Below are 21,268 nucleotides of genomic sequence, written 5' to 3'. Positions count from 1 at the left end.
TCCTTCGCTGGAGAATCGAGTGAACCCACGGTGACACCGAAACCGGCTCGTCGCGCCTCAAGACCCCTTACCGGGTGACACCGCGGCGTCCGTAGAGGTTGGCGGCCAGCGTGACCCCGATCCCGGCGATGACGATCTGGGTGATGAGTTCGAGCCAGTCGAAGCCCTTCGTGTCCGCGTAGCCGAGCCCGCGGGCGATCGCGGTGCCGATGAAGGCGGCGACGATACCGACGACGATGGTCAGCCAGATCGGGATGGACTGCTTGCCGGGGGCGAAGAACCTGCCGAGCACCCCGAGGATCAGGCCGACCACGATCGCCGTGATGATGCCGGTGACTGTCATTGAGACTCCTTTGCCGAGGTCTCCGCCAACGGGCGGACTCAGCACGGAAATTCCCCCGGAAATCCCCCTCGAAACCACGAAGAGCCCCCTCCGGACCGGAGAGGGCTCTTCGTCACGAAACCGTTTAGAACGCGGCTTCGGGGATCTCCATGAGGCTGTTGTCCGCGGCCTCGACGATCGCGCGGCGCGACGTCAGCTCCGGCAGGACGCTCTTCGCGAAGAACGACGCCACGGCGAGCTTGCCCTCGTAGAACGGGACGTCCTTCGCCGACGCGCCCGCGTCGAGCTTGCCGATGGCGACCTCGGCGTGCTTGATGAGCTGCCAGCCGATGAGCAGGTCGCCGACCGACATCAGGAGGCGGACCGTGTGCTGGCCGACCTTGTTGATGTTCTGCGGGTCCTCCTGCGACGAGGTCAGGTAGCCGATCAGCGAGCCGAGCATGCCCTGGGTGTCCTCGAGCGCCTGCTTGAGCAGACCGCGCTCGTTCTTGAGCCGCCCGTTGCCGATCTCCGACTCGATGGTCTTCGTGATCTCCCCGGCGACGTAGGCCAGCGAAGCGCCCTTGTCGCGGACGATCTTGCGGAAGAAGAAGTCCAGCGACTGGATGGCCGTGGTGCCTTCGTACAGCGAGTCGATCTTCGCGTCACGGATGTACTGCTCGATCGGGTAGTCCTGCAGGAAGCCGGACCCGCCGAGGGTCTGCAGCGACTGCACGAGCTGCTCGGTCGCGCGCTCGGACCCGACGCCCTTGACGATCGGCAGCAGCAGGTCGTTGACGCCGTGCGCGATCTTCCGCGAAGCCTCGTCGCCCTCGCCGGTCCACACCTGGTCCTGGAAGGTCGCGGTGTAGAGGTACACCGCGCGCAGGCCCTCGGCGTACGCCTTCTGCAGCATCAGCGAGCGGCGGACGTCCGGGTGGTGGGTGATGGTGACGCGCGGCGCCGCCTTGTTCAGCATGTTCGGCAGGTCCGCACCCTGGACGCGCTCCTTGGCGTACTCGAGCGCGTTGAGGTAGCCGGTCGACAGCGTCGCGATGGCCTTCGTGCCGACCATCATGCGGGCGTACTCGATGACCTGGAACATCTGCGCGATGCCGTCGTGCACCTCGCCGAGCAGCCAGCCCTTGGCGGGGGTGCCGTGCTGGCCGAAGGTCAGCTCGCAGGTGGTGGAGGCCTTGATGCCCATCTTGTGCTCGACGTTGGTGACGAAGGCGCCGTTGCGCTCGCCCAGCTCACCGGTCTCGCCGTCGAAGTGGAACTTCGGCACGAGGAAGAGCGAAAGGCCCTTGGTGCCGGGCTTGGTCTCGATGCCGGGGCCCTCGGGGCGGGCCAGCACCAGGTGCATGATGTTCTCGACCATGTCGTTCTCGGCCGAGGTGATGAACCGCTTCACGCCGTCGATGTGCCAGGAGCCGTCCTCCTGCTTGACGGCCTTGGCGCGGCCGGCGCCGACGTCGGAACCGGCGTCGGGCTCGGTGAGGACCATGGTGGCGCCCCAGCCGCGGTCGATCATGATCTGCGCCCAGCGCTTCTGCTCGTCGGTGCCGTTCTTGTCGACGATGCCGGCGAAGTTCGGGCCCGCCATGTACATGAACAGCGGCGCGTTGGCACCGAGGATCAGCTCGGCCGCGGCCCACTGCACGGTCGGGGGCAGGCCGAAGCCGCCCAGCTCGTTCGGCAGGCCCAGCCGCCACCATTCGCCGTCCATCAGCGCCTGGTAGCTCTTCTTGAACGACTCGGGGATCTTCACCGAGAAGGTCTTCGGGTCGTACACCGGCGGGTTGCGGTCCGCGTCGGCGTACGAGTCGGCGAGGGGACCGGAAGCGAGCTTGTTCAGCTCGGTCAGCACGCCGCGGGCGGTCTCCTCGTCGGATTCCGCGAGGACGCCCTTGCCGAGGCGGTCCTGCACGCCGAGGACCTCGAAGAGGTTGAACTCCAGGTCTCGGACGTTGCTCTTGTAGTGGCCCATTTCGTCACTCCAATGTGTTCGGCTCCCCGGCCGGGCACACGTCCCTACTCGCCGGTAACATCAGGATATTACCTGTGGGTAACCGGCGGCAAGTGAATGGCCACTGTTGTGATGTGGAAATCAGCAATTCGGGGGGGCGAGGTGCTGGTTCAGCGGGGTGACGGCGCGATCGATGTGGCCGCCTGCGGCTCCGCCGGGGTGTGCGCGTCGTCGGGATTCGCCACCAGGATGCCGGAGCGGAACGCGATCGTCACGGCGTGTGTGCGGTCGCGGGCCGAAAGCTTGCGCAGGATGCTCTTGACGTGCGTCCGCACGGTTTCGACGGACAGGAACAGGATCTTCGCGATCCCGGAGTTCTCCAGTCCCTCGGCCACCAGCTGCAGGACCTGGTACTCGCGGCGGGACAGCGGCATCAGGCCGCGCGCGGTCGCCGGCTTGGGGGCTTCGCCCGGCTTCGGGAGCACGGGCTGGCGCTTCGGCCGCGCCGTGAGTGCCGCCAGCGTCGGGTCGATGTAGCGGCGGTCGCTGTGCGCGCGCCGGATCGCCTCGGCCAGGTGCCGTCCGTCGGTCGCCCTCGGCACGATCGCGTGCACGCCCGCCGCGATCGCCGCGGCGAGGTACTGCTGGGTGCGGTTGGTGTCCCTGATCATCGTGATGATGACCAGCGCCGGGTCGCCGCCGCTGAGCAGCCGGGACAGATGGCAGTTCGGGTCGAGCGCCGAATCCAGCACGATGACGTCCGGTTTGAGCTGTTCGCACAGCTGGAGCGCGGCATGGTGGCTCGCCGCGTGGCCGAGCCACGTCAGCCCCGGCGTGCGGTGGACCAGCGAGCTCAATCCCTCGCAGAAGATCGGGATCGGATCGACGGCGGCCACGCCGAGTCCGCGGCCGCCTGGCGACAGTCCGCCAGGCCTGCCGGCCTGCGTTCGGTTCGGCTCGATGCTTCGCATCACGGACCCCTCCGTTTTCGTGCCCGCCATCTCCGGACGAGAGGACTCGGAAGTCCATTCGGTGACCACTGCCCCCCGGCGTGGTCACCCTCGCCAACCGGTCCCCCCTGCGGGACCGGACAGAGATGACACCTCGTAACTATTACGAGTCGGTAGGTCGGAGCACGTGACGCGATATCCCCCTCATAGATGTATCGCCTCGTCGCAGCAAACTCTGCGTATCAGCTGGTTGTGGATCTCTTGCTCGAATGAGCGCGCCGACGGGAGATCCTGACCCGTTCACTACTGAGAGTGGACTTCGGCACGGAGGCGCCCGAACTCGTCCCCGAGCGCCGCGGGCGTCCAGTGCGCGTTCAGCCCGCTCGGATTCGGCAGTACCCAGACCCGCGCTCCGCCGATCTCGGTGTCTTGCGGGCCGATCTTCGCCTTCGGCAGGCCGAAGGCGGTCCGGTAGGCCGTGATCCCGACGACCGCGAGCCGGCGTGGCCGGAATTCGGCGACCCTCGCCGTGAGCAGACGGCCGCCTTCCCGGAATTCGTCCGGCGTCAGCTCGTCGGCCCGCGCCGTCGTCCGCGCGACGACGTTCGTGATGCCGAGACCGAGGCCGAGCAGTTCGTCCTGCTCGCTGGGGTCGAGCAGGCGCGGGGTGAAGCCGCCGCGGTACAGCGCGGGCCAGAACCGGTTCCCCGGCCGGGCGAAGTGCAGGCCGAGGGCGCCCGAGTAGAGGCCGGGGTTGATCCCGCAGAACAGCACGTCCAGATCGGGCGCGATGACGTCGTCGATGGTCTTGCCGTAGGCGGCGGCCAGCTCGTCCTTGGTCGGTTTGGTCCTCACGGGGCCAGTTTCCGGCACGCTGGTGGGTATGGAGCAGGGGACGTTCACGGCGGACGGGTGTTCGGTGGAGGTGTACCGGCTGCTGCCGCCCGGCGACGAGCCGGGGATCGTGCACGCGGCGGTCCCGGCGGGGGCCTCGATCCTGGAGCTCGGCAGCGGCGCCGGGCGGGTCACGCACGCGTTGCTGGAGCTCGGGCATCCGGTGGTCGCGGTGGACGATTCGCCGGAGATGCTCGCCCACGTCCGCGCCGGGACGGTGTGCTCGAAGATCGAAGACCTGCGGCTCGGCCGGCTCTTCGACGTGTTGTTGCTCGGCAGCCACCTGGTCAACACCGCCTCGGAAGCCGATCGGGCGGCCTTCCTGGCCACCGCCCGCGCGCATGTCGCGCCCGGCGGGCGGGTGCTCGTCGAATGGCATCCGCCGGAGTGGTTCGACTCGGTCCGCGACGGTCAGGGCGGCAGGCTCGGCGAGGTCGACGTCCGGCTCGGCCAGGTCGTCCGTGACGGCGACCTGCTCTCGGCCGTCGTGCGGTACTCGGCCGGCACCCGGTGGTGGAGCCAGGCGTTCACCTGCCGGCGGTTGGACCTGCAGGCCCTGAAAGCCGCGCTGACCAGCGCAGACCTGGCCTTCGAACGGTGGCACACCGAAGACCGGACCTGGTTCTCGGCGAGCCCCGAGTGACCTGCGACACCCACTTTCGTCTCAAGGGGTGGTCAACTCAGCACGATGTGCGTACTGTTTGTGATCTCGCACACAAGGTCGTCTTCGAGGAGGCGTTTTGCAGCTCTCGCTCATCCTCGGCCTGGTCGCGTTGATCTTCGTGGTGGCCACCGTGCTGGTGATCGCGGAAGACCGGCGGGCCGCGCGGCGCGCGGCCCAGCGACGGCAGGCGAGGCTAGCGGACCTGGGCGAGGTCGACCCGCTCGCGGCGCGGAAGCTGAAGCTCGACCGTTGAGGGAGCGGGCTTGCGCACGAGGCTGAGCAGCAGGGCCCCGGCGATCCAGCCGAGCATCGCGCCACCGGTGTTGTTGAGCAGGTCGTCGACGTCGAAGATCCGGTAGACGTAGGGCGCGGTGCCGAAGTTCGCGGTCAGCTGCGTGATCTCGATCAGCAGCGAAGCGGCGAGGCCGATCAGTGTCGTGCCGACGAGGCCGCGCTTCCACAGCGTCCTGGCGAAGAAGCCGAGCGGGACGAACAGCAGCACGTTCATGGTGGCCTGCTGAAAGGTCTGCGTGGTGAACCAGTCGGCCATCGGCAGCCCGTGCTTCAGCAGTTCGGTGTGGATGTCGGCGACCCATTGGAACGGCTGCAGCTGCACGGTCTGGCTCAGCCGCTTGACGCCGGGGCCGGGCAGCGGCAGGAAGGTGACGGCCAGCGTCATGGTCGCGTAGAGCAGCACGGCGGCCGTGGTCAGGACGGGACGAAGCCGCACTCGGCCGTGCCGCGCGTGCAGGACGATCAGCTGCGGGATCAGCACCGTCGCCCAGAGCGCGAAGAAGCCGATCAAGCCGTACTGCAGGGCGGTGACCTGTGCGTTCGTCATGACCACGACGTTATGGATCACGAGGGGTCCGCCACTTCGGTCGAAGGGCCGCGGCGGACGGCGCCGGATCGGCCGAGTGGCCGACCCCGATCTTGGCCGATCGGCGATATTCGTTCCCCGATCCACCGCTCGACGTGGGATTCTGCCCGGATGTTGCTCGTTCGACGGCTCGTCCCCTCGGACCTCGACGTCTTCCGCGAGGTCCGCCTGCGTGCCCTGACGGACACCCCCGAGAACTACGGCTCGATCGCCGCGGCCGAAAGCGCGCAATCCGACGAGGAGTGGCTCGCGAAGCTGGCGGGCGACGTCTGGTTCGCCGCCTTCGACGACGGGCGTCCGGTCGGCCTCGTCGCCGGACGGGCGCGGGACGACGGCTGGATCCTCTACTCGATGTGGGTCGCGCCCGAAGCCCGGGGCCGGGGGCTGGGCACCAGGCTGATGGGCGAGGTGCGGTCGGCCGCCGAGGACGACGGCGCGCGCGAGGTGTGGCTGCACGTCGCGGAGGACAACGACCGGGCGCGGCGGCTGTACCTGAAGCTCGGGTTCATCGCGACGGGTGAACTGGAGCCGATGCCGAACGACGTCACCCGTCGGCGCGAACGTCTTTATTTACCTGTTACCGCCGGTAGCAGTTAATGGCTTAACCTCGCGGGATGGACAACGTCGTCTTCGACCGCGCCGGCAAGGGCGAGCCCCTGGTGCTGATCCACGGGGTCGGCCATCGCCGTCAGGCCTGGTCGCCCGTACTCGGCCTGCTCACCCCGCACCGGGACGTCATCACCGTCGACCTGCCCGGGTTCGGCGAATCGGCGCCGCATGCCGGCGGTTACGGCGTCGAAGCGGCCGTCGAGATGTTCGGGAAGTTCTTCGACGACCTCGGCCTCGGCAAACCGCACGTCGCGGGCAACTCGCTCGGCGGGCTGCTGTCGCTCGCGCTCGGGGAGGCGGGCCTGGTCCGCAGCGTGACGGCGTTGTCCCCGGCCGGGCTGTGGACGCCGCGGCAGCAGCGGTACGCGCTGAGCATGTTGCGCACCCATCGCCTGCTCGCCGAGCGGATCCCCGAACGCACCGCACGGCGCCTCGCCGCGACTCCGGCGGGCCGGTCGGTGCTGACCGGGATGATCGTCGGCCGCCCGGACCGGCTCACCACGCAGGTCGTCATGGAGGACATCCGCGCGCTCGCCGGCTGCCCCGGCTTCCGGCCGACGCTGGAGCAGGCCCGCGGCGGTTTCCGGTTCGAAGGTGTCGTGCGGGACGTGCCGGTGACCATCGCGTGGGCGGAACGCGACCGCATCCTCGCCCGCCCGAAGGCCGCCGAACTGCGCCGGATCGCACCGGAGGCCGAACTGCTGGTGCTGCGCGGATGCGGGCACGTGCCGATGAACGACGAGCCCGAACTGGTCGCGCGGGTACTGCTCGACGGAAGCTCACGCGCCATGTGACGGTTGCCTATCGTCCTCCTTTTTCCTCTGGTGAAGGTCAAACCCGCAAGGCAGACTCCTCCGCCGTGCGCCCAACAATGAAGATCTCCACCCGCCTGGCCGTCGTCGCCGGTGCCGCGCTGACCGCGCTGGCCGCCGTCGCCGCGCCCGCGTCCGCCGCGTCGGCGACCACCGACGTCCGGCTGATCACGTTCAACGACCTGCACGGCAACCTCGAACCGCCATCCGGTTCGAGCGGCCGTGTCACGCTGCCCGACGGCAAGACCGTCAACGCGGGCGGCGCCGCCTACCTCGCGACGCACCTGAAGAAGCTTCGCGGCGAAGCGCGCAACTCGGTCGTCCTGTCGGCCGGTGACAGCATCGGCGCGTCGCCGGTGATCTCGGCGCTGTTCCACGACGAGCCGACCGTCGAGCTGCTGAACCGGCTCGGCGTCGAGGCTTCCGTCGTGGGCAACCACGAATTCGACGAGGGCCTCAAGGAGCTCCGCCGGATGCAGCACGGCGGCTGCCATCCCACCGACGGCTGCCAGTTCCGCGAGTCCTTCAAGGGCGCGAACTTCCCCTTCCTCGGGTCCAATGTGTACTACGAGAACGGCGTCCCGGCGTTGCTGCCGTTCAGTATCGAGGTCTCCGGCGGCGTCCCGATCGGCGTCATCGGCGCCACGCTGAAGGATCTGCCGCAGGTCGTCACCCCGGAGGCGATCAAGGGCCTCAAGTTCGGCGAAGAGGTCCAGGCCATCGACCGCACGGCCAAGCTGCTCGACTTCTTCGGGGTCAAGGCGCAGGTCGTGCTGCTGCACCAGGGCGACAACTCCGAGACCGCCGGTCCGGACGAGTGCAAGGTCAAGCCGGGCGCGGCGACCGCGATCGCGCAGAAGGTGACGTCCAAAGTGGACGCCATCTTCACCGGGCACAGCCACCAGCAGTACAACTGCGTGATCAACGATCCCGAGGGCGCCCCGCGTCCGGTGATCCAGGGCGCGTCGTTCGGCCGTCTGCTGTCGGTCGTCGACCTGAAGATCGACCGCCGGACCCGCGACGTCGTCCGCGGCGAGACCAAGGCGCACAACCAGATCGTCACCCGCGACGTCACCCCGGACGCCGACGTGGTGAAGCTGATCGACGAGGCGAAGACCAAGGCCGCGCCGATCGCGAACAAGGCCGTCGGCACCATCACCGCGGATCTGGTCGCCAAGGGCGCGGCGTCCGGTGAGTCGCCGCTGGGCGACGTCATCGCCGACGCCCAGCTCGAAGCCACGAAGTCGAACGGCGCGCAGATCGCGATGACGAACCCGGGCGGTATCCGCACGGACTTCACCTACGCGTCGTCGCCCGCTGGCGAAGGCGACGGTGTCGTGACCTACGGCGAGGCGTTCGCCGTGCAGCCGTTCGCGAACATCATGCAGACGATCACGCTCACCGGCGCGAACCTGAAGAACGTGCTCGAACAGCAGTGGCAGGCCAACGGCGTCGTGCGCACGCTGCAGATCTCGAAGTCGCTGAAGTACTCGTACTCGGCGTCGGCGGCTCAGGGTTCGCGCGTTTCGAACCTGACGCTCGACGGCGCGCCGATCGACCCGGCGGCGTCGTACCGCGTTTCGGTGAACAACTTCCTCGCCGCCGGCGGGGACGGCTTCACCGAGTTCACGAAGGGGACCGGCCTGTCGGGTGGTCCGGTGGACCTGGACGCGCTGATCGCGTACTTCGGGGCGCACCCGGGCATCGCTCCGCCGCCCGCGGACCGGATCACCGTCCTGCCGTAGCTCCCCCGCGCGCCATGAAAGGTCCTTTCCTTGCGAAATTTGCGAGGAAAGGACCTTTCCTTGCATTCGCCGGGTGGTTTTGTCAGTGACCCAGGGCACAATGTCCGCCATGACGACCTGGGAAGAAGTCGTGGCTCTGGCGGGCAGGTTGCCGGAGGTCGAGGAGTCCACGTCGTACCGCACGCCGTCGCTCAAGGTCGCGGGCAAGAACTTCGCCCGGCTGCGCACCGAGGCCGAGGGCGGGCTGATGCTGCTGTGCGAGCACGCGGAGAAGGAGGCCCTGCTGGCTTCCGGCGACCCCGCGTACTTCACCACGCCGCATTACGACGGCTACGGCGCGATCCTCGTCGACCTCGAGAAGGTGGAGAAGGCGCAGTTGAGCGAACTCATCGAGGAGGCCTGGCGGATGAAGGCACCCGCCAGGCTCACGAAAGGACTGAACGACTAGCGGAGTTCCCCTTCGAGCAGGCTCATCAGGTACTCGTCGTGCCACTGGCCGTTCTGGCCGCGGAACGACTGCCGATGCCTGCCGTCCACCTGGAACCCGAGCTTCTTGTAGATGTGGATCGCGGCCTCGTTGTCGACCACGACCCACAGCGCGATCATGTGCAGCCGCATCATGTCGAAGCCGTAGCGGCAGAGCGTGCGCATGGCGTCGGTGCCGTAGCCGCCGCCCCAGTGGTCCTTCTCGCCGAGGTAGATGTCGAGTTCCGCGCGGCCCTGCTCCGGGGTGGCGTCGCGCAGGGTGCAGGTGCCGATCAAGGTGCCGACGGCGAGGCTCTCGATCGCGAAGTCCACCTGGCTGAAGCTGTTGGGTTTCCGGTGGGTGAAGCGTTCGCGGATCTGGGCGAGGGATTCCGGGTGGTCCGCGGGCAGCCAGCGCGTGACCTCCGGGTCGTTGTGCCAGCGCCACAGCGTGTCCGCGTCCTCGGGTTCCAGCGGGCGCAAGCGGATCAGTTCACCGGTCAGCATCGTCCATCCCAAGATCGGTATCGGACTTTCCAGACTATTGGGCGACACCCTCGAGCAGCCACCGCTTAACGGGGACTTCCAGCAGCACTCTGGCGCCGAACGGGGCGATCTCCACCCCGGCCGCCCAGCCGTCGTACTTCGCCGCCAGGGCCGCCAGGACGTCTTCGCGCAGAGCTCCTCGATGGACGCGCGCCACGCCTTCGGCGACAGCCGGAGCGTCGCCGTCTTCGAGCGCGAGGCTGACGCGTGGATCGCCGTCGATGTTGCGCACCTTCACGTTCCGCTCGCCGCTTCCGATCCAGAAGACGTCGTCGAGATACACGAACCACACCGGCGTGACGTGCGGCGATCCGTCCCCGCGGAGCGTGCACAACCAGGCGTTGCGCTCCCTGGCGAGCCGTTCGATAAGCGATTGATCACGTTTCACCTGGTCAGCCTGCCCGAAAGCTAGGGTGCCGGGCGTATGAAGGTCCACCAGTACTGCTACTTCGCCTTGAAGAGCGAAACCGTGTCCGCCGGGGAGATCACCGCGCGGCTCGGCATGGAGCCCGACGAGGTGCTGGTACTGGGTTCGCGGTCCGCCGAACACCGGTTGCCGCGGATGCACGCCTGGAAGGTGACGCATCGCGGTTCGGAACCGGTCGACGACCAGATCGAGAGCGTGATCGGCAGGCTCGCCCCGGTCCGCCCGGAAATCCGGCGGCTGGTGGACGAAGGTGTGAGCGCGGTGCTGCAGGTGGTGCGCTACTTCCATCATCGTGACGACGGCGAGGAATTCGGCTGGCATCTCTCGCCCGCCGTGATCGCGTTCCTCACCGAAGCGGCGGCCGCACTCGACGTCGACGAGTACGACCTCAGCGAATGACCTTCCGCCGGTCCGGTGCGCGAGGGGAACGCCGGAGATGGTGGGATGGGGCCCCACAGCCGGACAACCCCGTTGGGAGCCCAGCATGTCGAGCGAGAACTGGCCGATGAGTCAGGATCCCGAGTCGCCGGTGATCATCTCCCGGTCGCTGGTGGAGGACCCGTCGAACCTCGCGTTCGTCGTCCTGGACGACGACGGCGACTGGTTCATCAGCGACGGCAACGAGTTCTCCGAAGACATGGAGGAGAACAAGGACGCGTTCGGCGCGCTGCCCCTGCGGGACGCCGTGGAGCTCATCCCGGAGATCGCCGTGCTGGCAGGCCTCCCCACCGGCATGGCCGCCGACTGGGACCCGGAGCGGCGCACGTGGCTGCTCAGTTCGGTCGCCGACTCGGACGACGACGAGGAAGACCTCCTGGTGCGCGCCGCCCGCCTCGCCGCGTGGACGCATCCCGGCTCGCCGCTGGAAGAAGTCCAGGTGAGCACCGAACTCGCGGAGATCTCCACCGACCCCGCCGCTCCGGCGCGCGCCGTCCGGCAGGTCGTCCGCGAGGCCGACGGAAGCTGGCTGCTCGTCGGCTTCCAGGTCCCGGAAAGCGAGGACTTCGAGGTCGAAGCCCTCGAGATGGAACACGCCGTCACGCTGTACCCGGATGTCGCGCTGGTGCTGAGCGCCGCCCCCGGCCAGGTGTACGACCGGCCGAGCGCCGACGCTCCTTGGGAACTCGTCGAAGGCTAAAGGCAGCGCAGCCACACGGCGTGCCGCCAGGACATCCCGTCGGTGCGGACGTCGACCACGCCGAGTTGGACATGCGTCGCGACCGTGGTGTCCGTGCCGACGCACGTTGGTCCCGACGAGCCATCACGCCAAACGTTGTCGGGGCCGACCCATCGAGCGCCCGACAGAATGAAGCCGTCGCCGTTCGAGCCGCCCTCAGGTGACTCGGTGAGCCAGATCGTGTTCCCGGCCGCGTTCGGCCATGCCCAGCCTTCGACGGTGGTCGGCCGGACGTCGCGGTTCAGCAGCCAGGTCGCCGTGATCGCGACCGCCGCCACGGCGACGACGGCTGTGACGGCATGTCTTTTGATCGCCCCGTTCACGGTTTCAGCCGAAGTCGCAGTACATGACGTGCAACCCGATGCGCCCCAGCGTCGGGTGCTCGAACGCGCCCGGCACCGTTCCGACGATCTCGAACCCGAGCCGTTCGTAGATCCGGATCCCGGCCGCGTTCGATTCGGCGACCGCGTTGAACTGCATCCCCGCGAAACCCCGTTCCCTGGCCCAATCCAGGGCGTCCGCACACAGCGCGCCACCGATGCCCTTGCCGCGAACGTCCTTGTCCACCATGAAACTGGCCGTCGCCACATGGGCCCCGGGCCCGCCGCGGTTCGGCCCCATCTTGGCCGTTCCGAGGACGCGGCCGCCCTCGACCGCGACCACCGTCCGGCCCGGCGGCGTCTCGACCCAGGTGCCGCGGGCATCTTCCTCAGTGAGGTTCGGGTCGTAGGTGTACGTGTCCGCCGCCCGCACGACTTCGCGCACGATCGGCCAGACCTGCGCCCAGTCGTCTTGGGTGAACTCCCGGATCTCCATACCTGGCACGGTAACGACGCTGGGAAGTCAATAACCGGTCCGGCGGTTCCGGCGCCATCGCCAGGCGAAGCCGGAGAGCAAGACCAGGCCGGCGACCGTCAAACCCGAGCCGATCCAGATCCGCGTCGCGCCGGATTCCCGCTCGACGCGGATCCCCGGCGGCAATCCGGCCGCGATCCCGTCGATCTTGGCCTGGACCGAACGATGGTCGAAGACGCTCAGCTCGCCGTCTTCCGCCAACGTCGCCAGCCAGCGGCGAATCTCGTCGTTCTGCTCGCGGGAGAAACCGGGGAATTCGAGCGAGGCGTCCCGCAGCACTCCGGGACCCATGCACCTCAGCGGGTCCCCTGTGGACGCGTCGAGATATTGGCCTGTCGCCCCGCATTCGTCACCAGCCTTGGCGAAAACGACGGTGTAGGGCCCCGGGGTGCTGCCCGTGTTCAAGCCGATGACGAGGAAGATCCCGCCGACCAGGAGGAGCGGAAGGATCAGCGACCCGGCCACCACGGTGAGCAAGGCCGCGGCCGTACTGTCGCTCGACATTCTCCGCACGGTGCAGAAGGTAGCCGCGGGGCGCGGGACGGGTCCCCGGCTCAGATCAAGTCAATGCAGGCACGCATGACGGCGGCTAGGGTGGGGCTATGACGACCGGCGACAGCTCGGACTCGGATACGGCTCGAGTGTCCGCTGTGTCGACACCGCTCGGGCAGTCGGCCGAGGCACAGCCGGACGCTGAGCCGCCGCGCCGTCGCTTTCGTACGGCAGGTGTGTTCGAAGGCGAGCACGATCTCGGTCGGAGTTCCAAGGAATTGGCCCGCCATGAACTCGGCGGTGGATCGAGTAAGACGCTGTAATCCTGGCTGGCTCCGGGGGGCTTGGGTTGCCGTTGGGAACTACGCGACGATGACCACGAACGTTACACAGGCTCCTGGCTTTGACACATCGCGCGGACCGCCGATCTCGTTGAGAAGTACGCCGATCTCCCACTGGGTACTGCCGATGCGTGAGTCAGAGGGGGTACCTGTACTGGGTGGGTGCCAGTCGCTGTTGGTCCGGTTCCCAGTCTTCCCAGATGCGGAGGTGTCCGCCGGTGGCGTCGTATCCGCCGTCGTCCCGGCGCCGGGTTTCGATGCGGTCGACGACGACCAGGTCGGTGGGCTTGTGGTTGTGAGCGTGGGCGATCTCGTTGGCGGTGAGCTCGATCGCGATGGCGTCGACTGAGCTTCCTTTTACTTCGACGTGGCGCTCTGGTCCGAGGCCAAGCACACGCAAGTCGTATGGCTTGCCCAGTTCTTCTACCTCAGTCGCTCCCTGATCGAGGTAGTGCTGGGTGGCTAGCCGAACGGCGTGTAGCTCGATGACCCGCCTGAGCTCCGGATCTTGAAGGCGCCGGTATGCGCCGCCGCTTCGTTTGTTCCCTGCGGAGCGTGTCGGTGGGGTGTCTATCGATTTCGGAGCCCTGAGCGTCGAGAGTTCGGGAAGGAGATCGACGAGGGCAGCCGGAAACTTCGTCAGGTAGGTCTGCGCCGCCCTGACCTCGCCCGGCCTGTAGAACATGAACGGGAAATAGAGGGCTCCGCGGACGCGTTGGCTTAGGCGTTCATGGACCTGAAGTAGCTGAGGTTCGAGCTCGATGAGACGACGTTTGTCTACTGGCTGCGCGAGTCTTTGGAATCCGGTGCATGGCATCCGCCAGCCTTGGCCCGTCGTGGGGCGGGCGCGCTCCCGGCCGCGTGTGCCGTGGGCCGTCCACGTGTAGTGCTCTTCGATCGCGAGCGGGCCGACAACGGTCGACCAGCCCACTAGTGCTGGTTGGCGGAGAAGCGTCCTGTGCCAGTGGAGCACGATGTCGCCAGGTCTGGTCTCTGTAACGAGGGTGTAGCCCCACTCCTCGCGGCCAGCTCCATTGAGGGTGGGTGCATTGAGGTCATCTCCGAGGTCGCTGCGGTCGGTGATCTCCATCCAGAAGCGCTCATTATCGTCACCCGCCCACCAGTCGTTGATCGCCATGCGGCTCATCGTCTCATCGCGGTTCGACATGGAGCCGCCTCTACCTCTGCGCCGAAGCAACAGAGGGTATCCCGACGTATTCGAGAACTCCGCCGCTCTAGCTCGCCGGCGGGAAAGTACGAAGATCCCCAAGCTCGTCGACTGCCGTTGCCGGGTATGCCTCCCGATGACGACGAAGATCAGGACGGCCAACCGGTCCCGGTCGGCTAATGGACCGTTAATGGCACGCGAGCATCGGCGGTCAGACAAAGCGAAAGCCCCAGGTCCTAAGTGGACATCCACTGACCTGGGGCTTTCGCATGAGAGCGGATGACGGGAATCGAACCCGCGTATTCAGCTTGGGAACCAGGGTGATCATGCTGGAAAGTGGCTCTGACCTGCGGACGGCGCTTCCTCGGGGTGGCCGCGATTGACCGTGGTTGACCCCTCTGAATGGCCCGTTAATGGCCCAACGCGCCCTGTCTCTACCTGCGTCTTTGTGCCTGTTTGCTCCGCTTCCCTCGCCCCTGCCATCTCTAGCGCCGGGTCGGTCGTGTCAAGGCACGCTTTCCCGCCTTGATGCGGGCAGCACGGTGTTAGACGCTGAGCAGCGAGGGACACCCGGTGACCACTGCTACGCGGTCAGGTAGGTCGGGCGATCTGGCCGTCCTGTTCCATGGGTCTCCGGTGGTGGCGGCGCGCTGTGCGGTGCTGCCTCGTCGGCGGGCTCGCCCGGCGGCGCCTGCCGGAGCGGAGCGGGAGGCCGGCGTCCGCCATTAGGCGAAGCCCGCCGTACGGACGGTGACGTGCGCGCCGCCGCTGGCGGCGCCTTGATCCAATAGAGCCAAGTTCGGCAGGCAAGTCAAGTTCGGAGGCGTGATCATGACTGCGAATTGGAACCCTCGCAAGTGCAGAGATTTAATCAGGCGCAACAGTGTGGACAGTGATCGCGCCGATTTGCTCTAAAAGAACCCGGTGTCGCCTACCTTAAGGCGGACCAGTCGATGCCAACCCCGGCGCTCTCCATTTCTCGGGCAAGCGCCGCTTTCCATGCTCCTGCGGGATCAAGGCTAATGTAGACTACGCCATTAATGTCAGATGGAAGTTCAACATTTTCTTCGTATAGAAAGGCGACGCGCGATCTTCCCAACTTGCCAAAGAAGAATCCAAGTTCAAAAACAACATTCTGCCTCGCTCGCAACCGGTCTTTTTCCGCCACTTTTGCTCGACCAAGGTCGTCGCCGGTGGCGATCACGACCGCATATGCAGCCGTGGCGGCGTGTTCTTCGAATTTCTCAATGATAGTTTGACCAGAGTTCGCTTGTTCATGCAGAATTTTTGGTTCGTTTCCAGTTAGTTTCTGGATGAACCGGGCAACTTCGTGCTTACGTGCTTCGTCTTGTCCGTGGACGATAAATACGTCGGAACTAGCGGCTCGTTCCTCGTGTGCTGGTTCAGGTGCTCCGCCTGATAGTTCTACATCCAACAGTGCGGCTTGTAGTATGGCTACGGCATTCCTGACACCGCGCTCGCGCACGTCATCGAAATAGCTTTGAGGTGAAGCGTCGGTCCATACGCTCGGTGTGTATTTTACTTTCAGGAACCTCTTGTAGTTGGGGTGTGCATCACCAAGCGCATTGCGCAGAACTACTTCGGTTTTTTCCCGCCAGAGTCGAAAGTCTTCGGGCCTGCCGTCCTTAGCGTCTTCAATCTGCTTTTCAATAAGTTCGATCTTCCTGGTTGCATCCATGCTGGAATCGTATCCGCGTTCTCAATGCGTGAACGGATGGCTCGCCGACATGGCGCAGTTCGGGTTCGTAGGGGCGCGGGAGCGTTGTCTGAGGCAGGTGCGTGTAGCTAAAGGAGACGTGCTGTGAAGCCAGCCTTGCTCAAGCGGCCATAGGCCTCGTCAACGCTACTCGGGATCTCCTGCGGTATCGCGAAGCCGCGTTCAGCGTAGACAGTGATGCGCTGGGTGTCGCCGACAAGCATGTTGATGACACGGTCCACGTCGCCGATGCTCTCGATGTACTCATCCAGCGGGAGTGGTCGCGAAGCGCAAATGACGTCCACCTCGGGCCAGAGCTTCTTGCAGGTCGCATACGCGCGTCGCTGTTGGTACGGCCGTGAGATGAGGACGACAGACTCGACCTCGATGCCGCGTGACTTCAGCAGTGCGCGCGTGAGCATGATGTTGTCCCCGGTATTCCGTGCCTCTGGCTCGACCAGGATGGCGTCATCGGGTACGCCCAGCTCAAGCGCATGTTCGCGGTAGTGGACAGCCTCACCGCGCGGGAACCGTTCGACGGTGGTGGGGGCGTTGGCCCCGGTGAAGACGATGAGCGGGAACATCCCAGCTTGGAACAGTTCCGCGGTGAAGGTCGCGACCCCGAGATCGTGACTGCCAAGTCCGATCCCGACGTCGGCGGGCCGGAGTTCGTGGTGCATGTCGTGGTAGTCCCAGAGCGTCTGGACGTCGGCGCGGAGGTCGTCCGGCAGGGTGGTCGAACGCTCGGGCATCTGGGTCTCCGGGGTCAGTCGGGGATCTTGAAAGTGTAGGTCCAGGAGAACCGGCTTGCGGCGTGCACGCCTCGTGCGAACTCGACCACGCGGCCGTCCTCGGTGTACGTGCGGCGTTGCAGGACCATGACGGGTTCGCCTGCGGGCAGTTCGAGCTGTTCCGCCTCGTCGGGCGTCGGCATCCGCGCGTAGAAGGTCTCGGTCATGGTGTCCGGCTCAAGACCTTGCAGGGTGAGGACCAGAAACCCGCCTCCTCGTCCGGCTGGGCCGGGGGTTGGGTCGACGATGGGCGTGCCTTCGACGTCGGCGGGCCGGTAGTAGCTGGTGAGCACGTGGGTGGGCTGGCCGGCGTCCTTGACCAGCCGTGCTCGCTCGTAGACCGGGGAACCGACGATGACCCCGAGAGCGTCGGCGACTTCTCGGTCGGCTTCGATCTTCGCGACGGTCTGCGTCTGGTCGGTCGGCTTCCAGTCGCGGCCGGAGGCTTCGCGGTCGGCGACGAAGGCGACGGTGTCGCCGTACTTCCACTTGCTCTTCGCGTACCGGTCCTTGCCCAGACGCTTCATGGGCGGGCGGGCACGGACGACCGTCCCGCGTCGTCTGATCGGCGTGACCAGTCCTTCTGCTTCGAGGACACCGACGGCTTTGCGGACGGTGTTGACGTTGACGTCGTACTCGTCGGCCAGCTCGTCTTGCTTGGGCAGCGTGGTGTCCGGGGCGTAGTCGCCCCGCTGGATCGCGTCCCGCAGGATCGCGGCCAGCTCTCGGTAGCCAGTGCCCACCTGGTCCTCCTTCGTCGGTCGATAACGCTAGCGGTATCACCCCATCATGGTCTACGGAGCCCGATAGAGATAGTTCTATTGACAACTCGCGCGACGAAGCGCTTAATAGAACTACCTCTAATAAGGTGTAAGCCCGCTAGGGCTCCAGAGACGACAGGAGACAGACGACATGGCGATCGGCAAGGGACACCGTTTCGAGATCGACTTTGATGCCGCGTTCCCGCTGGGGCTGGTGATGGTCGGCGAAGTCGCGCCGGACAACGAGTACCAGTCGCGGGAAGATCGGTCCGCTGGTCGACCTGTTCGTCAGCGGGTCGACGAAGTGACGGGCAAGCGTCAGTGGAAGGCCACGGTCACCGACCCGAGCGAAACCAACTCCAAGCGTGCGTCTTACGACGTCACGTTCCTGGCTGATGTGCAGCCGGTGCCGACGACGTCGGAGGTGCTGCCGGGTATGCGGCCGATCGAACTGGAGGGCCTGACGGCTGAGCCGAAGGTGGCTGGTCAAGGCGAGTTCAAGTACCAGTCCTACGTGTTCCGCGCGACCGGCTTCAAGGCTGTTGCTTCGGGTGGGGCGTCGAAGTCCTCGCGGACCTCGGGCGCTGCTGAGTCGACGCCCAAGGCGGCGTGATGACGGGCCGGGTGCCTGGCAGTCAGGGTGTGGCCGTGGTTCCGCCGCACCTGGTCCAAACCTGGGAAGCCGCGTACCGCCACTACAGCGCGATGACGCAGCGGACTGCGCAGAGCGGGGATGCCCTGGCGGCGCATGACATGGCCGTCGCTTCCTTGGCGGTGGCGTCGGCATGGCGAGAACTGGCGACTCAGGGCCAGTTGCCGTGGTGGGTGCTGGCTGCGGTGTCGGCGGCTGCCGAGGGGTTCGAGGAGAACGCGCGCTCGTGGGAGATGCGCGCCTACAGCGAGGAGAGTCAGAGCCGTGGCGTTCAACGCGATGTGGAAGCCGGGGCGGCAGGCGGTCGCGGGGATGCAGGGCCATGGTTCGGCGAACCCGGCGCTGGTGATCTACCTGGACCCGGACAGCCTGGCGATCCTGCCGCCGTCCGACCCGGCCGTGTGGCCGGAGTTCATCCGGCTCCTTCGCCAAATCCGCGACAGCGCGGACGAACTGGCCGTGTTCCTCGGCAAGCACAAGGCGGTGCGCGGTGACGACGCCCGGCCGGAATGAGCCGCAGACACTGAAGGACGCGCACGCGGTCGCATCGGCCCGCAGACCGAAGCCTGGGGCGAACCTGGAGACGTGGCTGAAGTTCCATCAGGCCAACGCGCGCATGTATCGCGAAGTGTCCGATGTGGATCGCGCGCACCACCACGAACTCCGTTACTGGGTGGGCTACGAGGAGCGCAAGGCGGAGGAGGTGGCCGCGCAGATCCAGAAGAACAAGACGGAAGCTAGCTGAGAACTGAACAGCCGTAGGGAAAACGTGCGTGGGGACGTGCGGCGTACAAACACGTCCTCACGCGCTTCCCTCGGCTCGTAAGGCGCAGAACCGGTACCTGGCCTAGGAAACCTCGCCGGTCCTGCGCTGTCCACAACCACTGGGAAGTGAACAATGACAACGCTAAACGATGGCAACAACCGGCCGCTAGACGGGGTCACCCGAACGCGCTGCACAGTCTGCAAGCGGTTCGCGAAGCTCCTGCCCGGCGAGACGGAATGTGCTCCCTGCCGGGGAATGCTGCCGCTGGATCTGACCGGCGGTGGTCGCCGATGAACACAAACGGAATCGGTCTCCTCCTCGTCGGCGGCGGGGTGCTGGGTGTGGTGGTGTGGCTGCTGCACAAGCTCGGCCGCGCGCTCGCCACGATCGCGGAAGTCCTGGCCGCCGCTGCGGTGGTCTTCATCGCCCTGTGGTCGGCGGTGAAGTTGTTGGGATGGCTGGGAAAGCAGGTCTTCACGCACTGGCGAACCAGCCTCGGCGTGATCGCGGTGGTGGCCTGGTGGCAGTGGCTCGGCTGGCCGTCGCTCGCGATCACGGTGGGGTCGGTCGGCGTGGTGCTGGTGGTGTGGCGGCTGCTCGACGTGGTGTCGTTCGACCGGTGCTGTGGCCGGTTCCTGCGGGCGTGGTGGCTGCGCTGGTTCACCTACGCCCGGAAACTGCCGGGCTGGCTAGACGCCTGCGGCCTGTCGATTTCTGACGGCACCGTGCCGGTGGAAGTGACGGTGAATCTGGTCGGCCGTCGCCGGAAGGCGGTCTCCCGTACTGCGGGGGGCGCGGCTGTTCAGGTGCCGAAGGTGCTGGGGGTGAAGTCGGGGCCGTCGTGGGATGAGGTTCGTGTCCGGCTCGTGCCAGGTCAGAAGCCGGAGGACTTCGACGACGCCGCCCGCGCGCTGGCTGTGGCTCGCAAGGTCACGCGTTGCCAGGTGCGGGAGCTGGAACCCAATGTCGTCTCGCTGGACTTCCAGCGCCGGGACCTCCTCAAAGCGCCGGTGGATTGTGCGGCGCTGCCCGAGCTGGCGGCCGTCGACGGCGTGGATCTGCGGCGGGTGTTCGCCGGACGTACCGAGTACGGGAAGGACTGGCGGCTGCCGCTGACCGGTCCGGGCGCGCACATGCTCGTCGCCGGAGCGACAGGCGCAGGAAAGAACTCGGTCATGTGGTCTCCGCTGGTGTCGGCGGCCTCGGCGATCCGGGCCGGGACGGTGCGTATGTCGGGGATCGACCCAAAGGGGATGGAGCTCGCTTACGGACGTGGGATCTTCGCTCGCTACGGCGTCACGGGTAAGGAAGCAATCGAGGTCCTGGACGACCTGCTCGGCGGTCTTGAGTCCCGTAAGCGCGAGTTCGCCGGGCGCACCCGTGAGGTGCCGATCTCCACCGAGCATCCCCTGGAGGTGCTGGAATTCGACGAGATCGGCGCGCTGACCAAGTACACCGACCGCAAGACCCGCGAAGCCATCGTCGAACGGGTCGCGATCCTGACGACGCAAGGGCGGGCGCTGGGTTACACGGTGCGCGGGTATGTGCAGGAGCCGACGAAGGACACCGTGCCGGTTCGGGAACTGTTCCCCCGCCGGGTGTGCCTGCGCGTCACCTCGAAGACGCACGTCGGGATGGTCCTGGGCGACGGTGCCTATGAGCGCGGGGCGTGGGCGAACCGGATCGAGGAGTCGGCTGCGGGCGTCGGCTACATCTGGGGCGAAGGCATCCGCGAACCGCTGCGGGTCCGGGCTGGCTGGGTGCCGGACGAGACGGTCAAGGCGCTGGAGACCTACGTGACCAACGGCGGTGCCCACGTGATCAACCTTCCTGTTGGCCGTGGTGGAGAGGAGGTGGCGGCGTGAACCGCGTTCTGGTGTTCCTCGATGCGATCCGTGATCACCTCGACTCCCACGCCTTTCCGCCAGTTGCGTCCGTGCGGGTTGGGATTGGCTCGGATCCGGTGTCTGTCCAGCTCGATACCGACCGTCTGACGGACGTGGCGCGGAGCCTGGTCGTCTGGGCGGATTCGCTGGAGAACGTGACCGCCTCTATCTGGCGGGTGCCCCATGGCGGCCGTGTGCATCTGGAAGTACAGGGCCGGACTCCCTGCGGCATCCCGGTCGCGGTCTACGGCGGAGTCCCGTTCGACGAGGTGACCTTCCCTGATCTGCCTGCGGGGATGCGGCAGGAGATGCCGGTGTTCGTGCTGCGGCAGTGGAACAGCGCTGGGGAGGTGGCAGCGTGACAGGCACCAAGGAAGCC

At 66.7% G+C, this 21,268-nt stretch carries 27 protein-coding genes; 13 read left to right on the top strand and 14 right to left on the bottom strand.

Annotated features, from left to right (window positions below; translation table 11 throughout):
- Positions 1–67 precede the first annotated feature (67 nt).
- The 4 genes from AMK34_RS15825 to mug form a co-directional block, all read right to left on the bottom strand.
- Complete coding sequence (locus AMK34_RS15825; protein ID WP_038521682.1) at positions 68–343, bottom strand: GlsB/YeaQ/YmgE family stress response membrane protein; 276 nt, start codon at positions 341–343, stop codon at positions 68–70.
- A 124-nt stretch (positions 344–467) separates the two neighbouring features.
- Positions 468–2,312 carry an acyl-CoA dehydrogenase gene (locus AMK34_RS15820; protein ID WP_038521680.1) on the bottom strand — a complete coding sequence of 615 codons (1,845 nt, stop codon included), beginning with the start codon at positions 2,310–2,312 and terminating at the stop codon, positions 468–470.
- Between the two features lie 149 nt (positions 2,313–2,461).
- On the bottom strand, positions 2,462–3,262 hold the full coding sequence (locus tag AMK34_RS15815; RefSeq protein WP_038524846.1) for a response regulator transcription factor: 801 nt from the start codon (positions 3,260–3,262) through the stop codon (positions 2,462–2,464).
- A 282-nt stretch (positions 3,263–3,544) separates the two neighbouring features.
- On the bottom strand, positions 3,545–4,096 hold the full coding sequence (gene mug, locus AMK34_RS15810; protein ID WP_073845847.1) for a G/U mismatch-specific DNA glycosylase: 552 nt from the start codon (positions 4,094–4,096) through the stop codon (positions 3,545–3,547).
- Between the two features lie 28 nt (positions 4,097–4,124).
- Between mug and AMK34_RS15805 the strand changes: the two genes are divergently transcribed.
- Together AMK34_RS15805 and AMK34_RS43170 are read left to right on the top strand one after the other, a co-directional pair.
- Positions 4,125–4,778, top strand: a complete 654-nt coding sequence (locus tag AMK34_RS15805) for a class I SAM-dependent methyltransferase (RefSeq protein WP_073845846.1) — start codon at positions 4,125–4,127, stop codon at positions 4,776–4,778.
- A 97-nt stretch (positions 4,779–4,875) separates the two neighbouring features.
- Complete coding sequence (locus AMK34_RS43170; protein ID WP_167551731.1) at positions 4,876–5,052, top strand: hypothetical protein; 177 nt, start codon at positions 4,876–4,878, stop codon at positions 5,050–5,052.
- Here the strand turns inward: AMK34_RS43170 and AMK34_RS15800 are convergent.
- Positions 4,993–5,640 (bottom strand): VanZ family protein, encoded by a 648-nt coding sequence (locus tag AMK34_RS15800; protein WP_073846315.1) that lies wholly within the window; start codon positions 5,638–5,640, stop codon positions 4,993–4,995. The genes AMK34_RS43170 and AMK34_RS15800 overlap by 60 nt on opposite strands.
- 150 nt (positions 5,641–5,790) lie before the next feature.
- On the opposite strand from AMK34_RS15800, the gene AMK34_RS15795 reads away from it, so the two are divergent.
- From AMK34_RS15795 to AMK34_RS15780, 4 genes are all read left to right on the top strand, one after another.
- Positions 5,791–6,276, top strand: coding sequence for a GNAT family N-acetyltransferase (locus tag AMK34_RS15795; protein WP_073845845.1), 486 nt, complete (start codon positions 5,791–5,793; stop codon positions 6,274–6,276).
- Between the two features lie 17 nt (positions 6,277–6,293).
- On the top strand, positions 6,294–7,082 hold the full coding sequence (locus AMK34_RS15790) for an alpha/beta fold hydrolase (RefSeq protein ID WP_073845844.1): 789 nt from the start codon (positions 6,294–6,296) through the stop codon (positions 7,080–7,082).
- Between the two features lie 77 nt (positions 7,083–7,159).
- The gene (locus tag AMK34_RS15785; RefSeq protein ID WP_038524840.1) at positions 7,160–8,845 is read left to right on the top strand and encodes a bifunctional metallophosphatase/5'-nucleotidase; all 1,686 of its coding nucleotides are present in this window, start codon (positions 7,160–7,162) and stop codon (positions 8,843–8,845) included.
- A 109-nt stretch (positions 8,846–8,954) separates the two neighbouring features.
- The gene (locus AMK34_RS15780; RefSeq protein WP_037334431.1) at positions 8,955–9,293 is read left to right on the top strand and encodes an MmcQ/YjbR family DNA-binding protein; all 339 of its coding nucleotides are present in this window, start codon (positions 8,955–8,957) and stop codon (positions 9,291–9,293) included.
- Here the strand turns inward: AMK34_RS15780 and AMK34_RS15775 are convergent.
- Both AMK34_RS15775 and AMK34_RS15770 read right to left on the bottom strand, forming a co-directional pair.
- Positions 9,290–9,817, bottom strand: a complete 528-nt coding sequence (locus AMK34_RS15775) for a GNAT family N-acetyltransferase (RefSeq protein WP_037334434.1) — start codon at positions 9,815–9,817, stop codon at positions 9,290–9,292. The two genes, AMK34_RS15780 and AMK34_RS15775, sit on opposite strands and share 4 nt — an antisense overlap.
- A gap of 34 nt (positions 9,818–9,851) precedes the next feature.
- Complete coding sequence (locus tag AMK34_RS15770) at positions 9,852–10,244, bottom strand: pyridoxamine 5'-phosphate oxidase family protein (protein WP_037334437.1); 393 nt, start codon at positions 10,242–10,244, stop codon at positions 9,852–9,854.
- 36 nt (positions 10,245–10,280) lie between these two features.
- Here AMK34_RS15770 and AMK34_RS15765 point away from each other — a divergent pair, with 36 nt between their 5' ends.
- Together AMK34_RS15765 and AMK34_RS15760 are read left to right on the top strand one after the other, a co-directional pair.
- On the top strand, positions 10,281–10,682 hold the full coding sequence (locus tag AMK34_RS15765) for a DUF4279 domain-containing protein (protein WP_073845843.1): 402 nt from the start codon (positions 10,281–10,283) through the stop codon (positions 10,680–10,682).
- Between the two features lie 85 nt (positions 10,683–10,767).
- A complete protein-coding gene (locus AMK34_RS15760) occupies positions 10,768–11,421 on the top strand; it encodes a hypothetical protein (RefSeq protein ID WP_073845842.1) in 654 nt (217 codons plus the stop codon).
- Here AMK34_RS15760 and AMK34_RS15755 read toward each other — a convergent pair.
- The 7 genes from AMK34_RS15755 to AMK34_RS15725 all read right to left on the bottom strand — a co-directional run bounded on the left by AMK34_RS15755 (position 11,418) and on the right by AMK34_RS15725 (position 17,567).
- Entirely contained in the window at positions 11,418–11,783 is a 366-nt protein-coding gene (locus AMK34_RS15755; protein ID WP_073845841.1) for a hypothetical protein, read from the bottom strand. The genes AMK34_RS15760 and AMK34_RS15755 overlap by 4 nt on opposite strands.
- A gap of 4 nt (positions 11,784–11,787) precedes the next feature.
- Positions 11,788–12,276 carry a GNAT family N-acetyltransferase gene (locus AMK34_RS15750; protein ID WP_073845840.1) on the bottom strand — a complete coding sequence of 163 codons (489 nt, stop codon included), beginning with the start codon at positions 12,274–12,276 and terminating at the stop codon, positions 11,788–11,790.
- 27 nt (positions 12,277–12,303) lie between these two features.
- Positions 12,304–12,819 (bottom strand): hypothetical protein, encoded by a 516-nt coding sequence (locus AMK34_RS15745; protein WP_241832776.1) that lies wholly within the window; start codon positions 12,817–12,819, stop codon positions 12,304–12,306.
- Between the two features lie 465 nt (positions 12,820–13,284).
- A complete protein-coding gene (locus tag AMK34_RS15740; protein WP_158073288.1) occupies positions 13,285–14,286 on the bottom strand; it encodes a protein NO VEIN domain-containing protein in 1,002 nt (333 codons plus the stop codon).
- 961 nt (positions 14,287–15,247) lie between these two features.
- Positions 15,248–16,015 carry a TIR domain-containing protein gene (locus AMK34_RS15735; RefSeq protein WP_083649872.1) on the bottom strand — a complete coding sequence of 256 codons (768 nt, stop codon included), beginning with the start codon at positions 16,013–16,015 and terminating at the stop codon, positions 15,248–15,250.
- A gap of 107 nt (positions 16,016–16,122) precedes the next feature.
- Positions 16,123–16,785 carry a YdcF family protein gene (locus AMK34_RS15730; RefSeq protein ID WP_073845836.1) on the bottom strand — a complete coding sequence of 221 codons (663 nt, stop codon included), beginning with the start codon at positions 16,783–16,785 and terminating at the stop codon, positions 16,123–16,125.
- Positions 16,786–16,799: 14 nt separating this feature from the next.
- Positions 16,800–17,567 carry a GntR family transcriptional regulator gene (locus tag AMK34_RS15725; protein ID WP_073845835.1) on the bottom strand — a complete coding sequence of 256 codons (768 nt, stop codon included), beginning with the start codon at positions 17,565–17,567 and terminating at the stop codon, positions 16,800–16,802.
- A gap of 169 nt (positions 17,568–17,736) precedes the next feature.
- Between AMK34_RS15725 and AMK34_RS15720 the strand changes: the two genes are divergently transcribed.
- The 5 genes from AMK34_RS15720 (at position 17,737) to AMK34_RS15700 (ending at position 21,251) form a co-directional block, all read left to right on the top strand.
- Positions 17,737–18,198, top strand: coding sequence for a hypothetical protein (locus tag AMK34_RS15720; protein WP_073845834.1), 462 nt, complete (start codon positions 17,737–17,739; stop codon positions 18,196–18,198).
- 303 nt (positions 18,199–18,501) lie between these two features.
- Positions 18,502–18,750: a hypothetical protein gene (locus AMK34_RS15715; RefSeq protein WP_073845833.1), complete on the top strand. Its 249-nt coding sequence runs from the start codon at positions 18,502–18,504 to the stop codon at positions 18,748–18,750.
- Positions 18,728–18,982, top strand: a complete 255-nt coding sequence (locus AMK34_RS15710) for an AMED_5909 family protein (RefSeq protein ID WP_073845832.1) — start codon at positions 18,728–18,730, stop codon at positions 18,980–18,982. Before AMK34_RS15715 ends, AMK34_RS15710 begins: the two co-directional genes overlap by 23 nt.
- Positions 18,983–19,293: 311 nt before the next feature.
- Positions 19,294–20,868: an FtsK/SpoIIIE domain-containing protein gene (locus tag AMK34_RS15705; RefSeq protein ID WP_073845831.1), complete on the top strand. Its 1,575-nt coding sequence runs from the start codon at positions 19,294–19,296 to the stop codon at positions 20,866–20,868.
- Positions 20,865–21,251 carry a hypothetical protein gene (locus AMK34_RS15700; RefSeq protein ID WP_073845830.1) on the top strand — a complete coding sequence of 129 codons (387 nt, stop codon included), beginning with the start codon at positions 20,865–20,867 and terminating at the stop codon, positions 21,249–21,251. The genes AMK34_RS15705 and AMK34_RS15700 overlap by 4 nt, the downstream gene beginning before the upstream one ends.
- The last annotated feature ends 17 nt before the right edge of the window (positions 21,252–21,268 follow it).

It is taken from the genome of Amycolatopsis sp. CB00013, assembly GCF_001905755.1.
GTDB classification, from domain to species: Bacteria; Actinomycetota; Actinomycetes; order Mycobacteriales; family Pseudonocardiaceae; genus Amycolatopsis; species Amycolatopsis japonica.
This window is presented reverse-complemented; position numbering and strand designations above follow the sequence as displayed.

What these genes read in the sequence shown, in the direction of transcription:
- AMK34_RS15825 (WP_038521682.1), bottom strand. Translation starts at nt 343, where the DNA reads ATGACAGTCACCGGCATCATCACGGCGATCGTGGTCGGCCTGATCCTC.
- AMK34_RS15775 (WP_037334434.1), bottom strand. Translation starts at nt 9,817, where the DNA reads ATGCTGACCGGTGAACTGATCCGCTTGCGCCCGCTGGAACCCGAGGAC.
- AMK34_RS15720 (WP_073845834.1), top strand. Translation starts at nt 17,737, where the DNA reads ATGGCGATCGGCAAGGGACACCGTTTCGAGATCGACTTTGATGCCGCG.
- AMK34_RS15815 (WP_038524846.1), bottom strand. Translation starts at nt 3,262, where the DNA reads ATGCGAAGCATCGAGCCGAACCGAACGCAGGCCGGCAGGCCTGGCGGA.
- AMK34_RS15740 (WP_158073288.1), bottom strand. Translation starts at nt 14,286, where the DNA reads ATGGCGATCAACGACTGGTGGGCGGGTGACGATAATGAGCGCTTCTGG.
- AMK34_RS15745 (WP_241832776.1), bottom strand. Translation starts at nt 12,819, where the DNA reads ATGTCGAGCGACAGTACGGCCGCGGCCTTGCTCACCGTGGTGGCCGGG.
- AMK34_RS15765 (WP_073845843.1), top strand. Translation starts at nt 10,281, where the DNA reads ATGAAGGTCCACCAGTACTGCTACTTCGCCTTGAAGAGCGAAACCGTG.
- AMK34_RS15820 (WP_038521680.1), bottom strand. Translation starts at nt 2,312, where the DNA reads ATGGGCCACTACAAGAGCAACGTCCGAGACCTGGAGTTCAACCTCTTC.
- AMK34_RS15705 (WP_073845831.1), top strand. Translation starts at nt 19,294, where the DNA reads ATGAACACAAACGGAATCGGTCTCCTCCTCGTCGGCGGCGGGGTGCTG.
- AMK34_RS15760 (WP_073845842.1), top strand. Translation starts at nt 10,768, where the DNA reads ATGTCGAGCGAGAACTGGCCGATGAGTCAGGATCCCGAGTCGCCGGTG.
- AMK34_RS15805 (WP_073845846.1), top strand. Translation starts at nt 4,125, where the DNA reads ATGGAGCAGGGGACGTTCACGGCGGACGGGTGTTCGGTGGAGGTGTAC.
- AMK34_RS15735 (WP_083649872.1), bottom strand. Translation starts at nt 16,015, where the DNA reads ATGGATGCAACCAGGAAGATCGAACTTATTGAAAAGCAGATTGAAGAC.
- AMK34_RS15785 (WP_038524840.1), top strand. Translation starts at nt 7,160, where the DNA reads ATGAAGATCTCCACCCGCCTGGCCGTCGTCGCCGGTGCCGCGCTGACC.
- AMK34_RS15730 (WP_073845836.1), bottom strand. Translation starts at nt 16,785, where the DNA reads ATGCCCGAGCGTTCGACCACCCTGCCGGACGACCTCCGCGCCGACGTC.
- AMK34_RS15795 (WP_073845845.1), top strand. Translation starts at nt 5,791, where the DNA reads ATGTTGCTCGTTCGACGGCTCGTCCCCTCGGACCTCGACGTCTTCCGC.
- AMK34_RS15780 (WP_037334431.1), top strand. Translation starts at nt 8,955, where the DNA reads ATGACGACCTGGGAAGAAGTCGTGGCTCTGGCGGGCAGGTTGCCGGAG.
- AMK34_RS15750 (WP_073845840.1), bottom strand. Translation starts at nt 12,276, where the DNA reads ATGGAGATCCGGGAGTTCACCCAAGACGACTGGGCGCAGGTCTGGCCG.
- AMK34_RS15790 (WP_073845844.1), top strand. Translation starts at nt 6,294, where the DNA reads ATGGACAACGTCGTCTTCGACCGCGCCGGCAAGGGCGAGCCCCTGGTG.
- AMK34_RS15800 (WP_073846315.1), bottom strand. Translation starts at nt 5,640, where the DNA reads ATGACGAACGCACAGGTCACCGCCCTGCAGTACGGCTTGATCGGCTTC.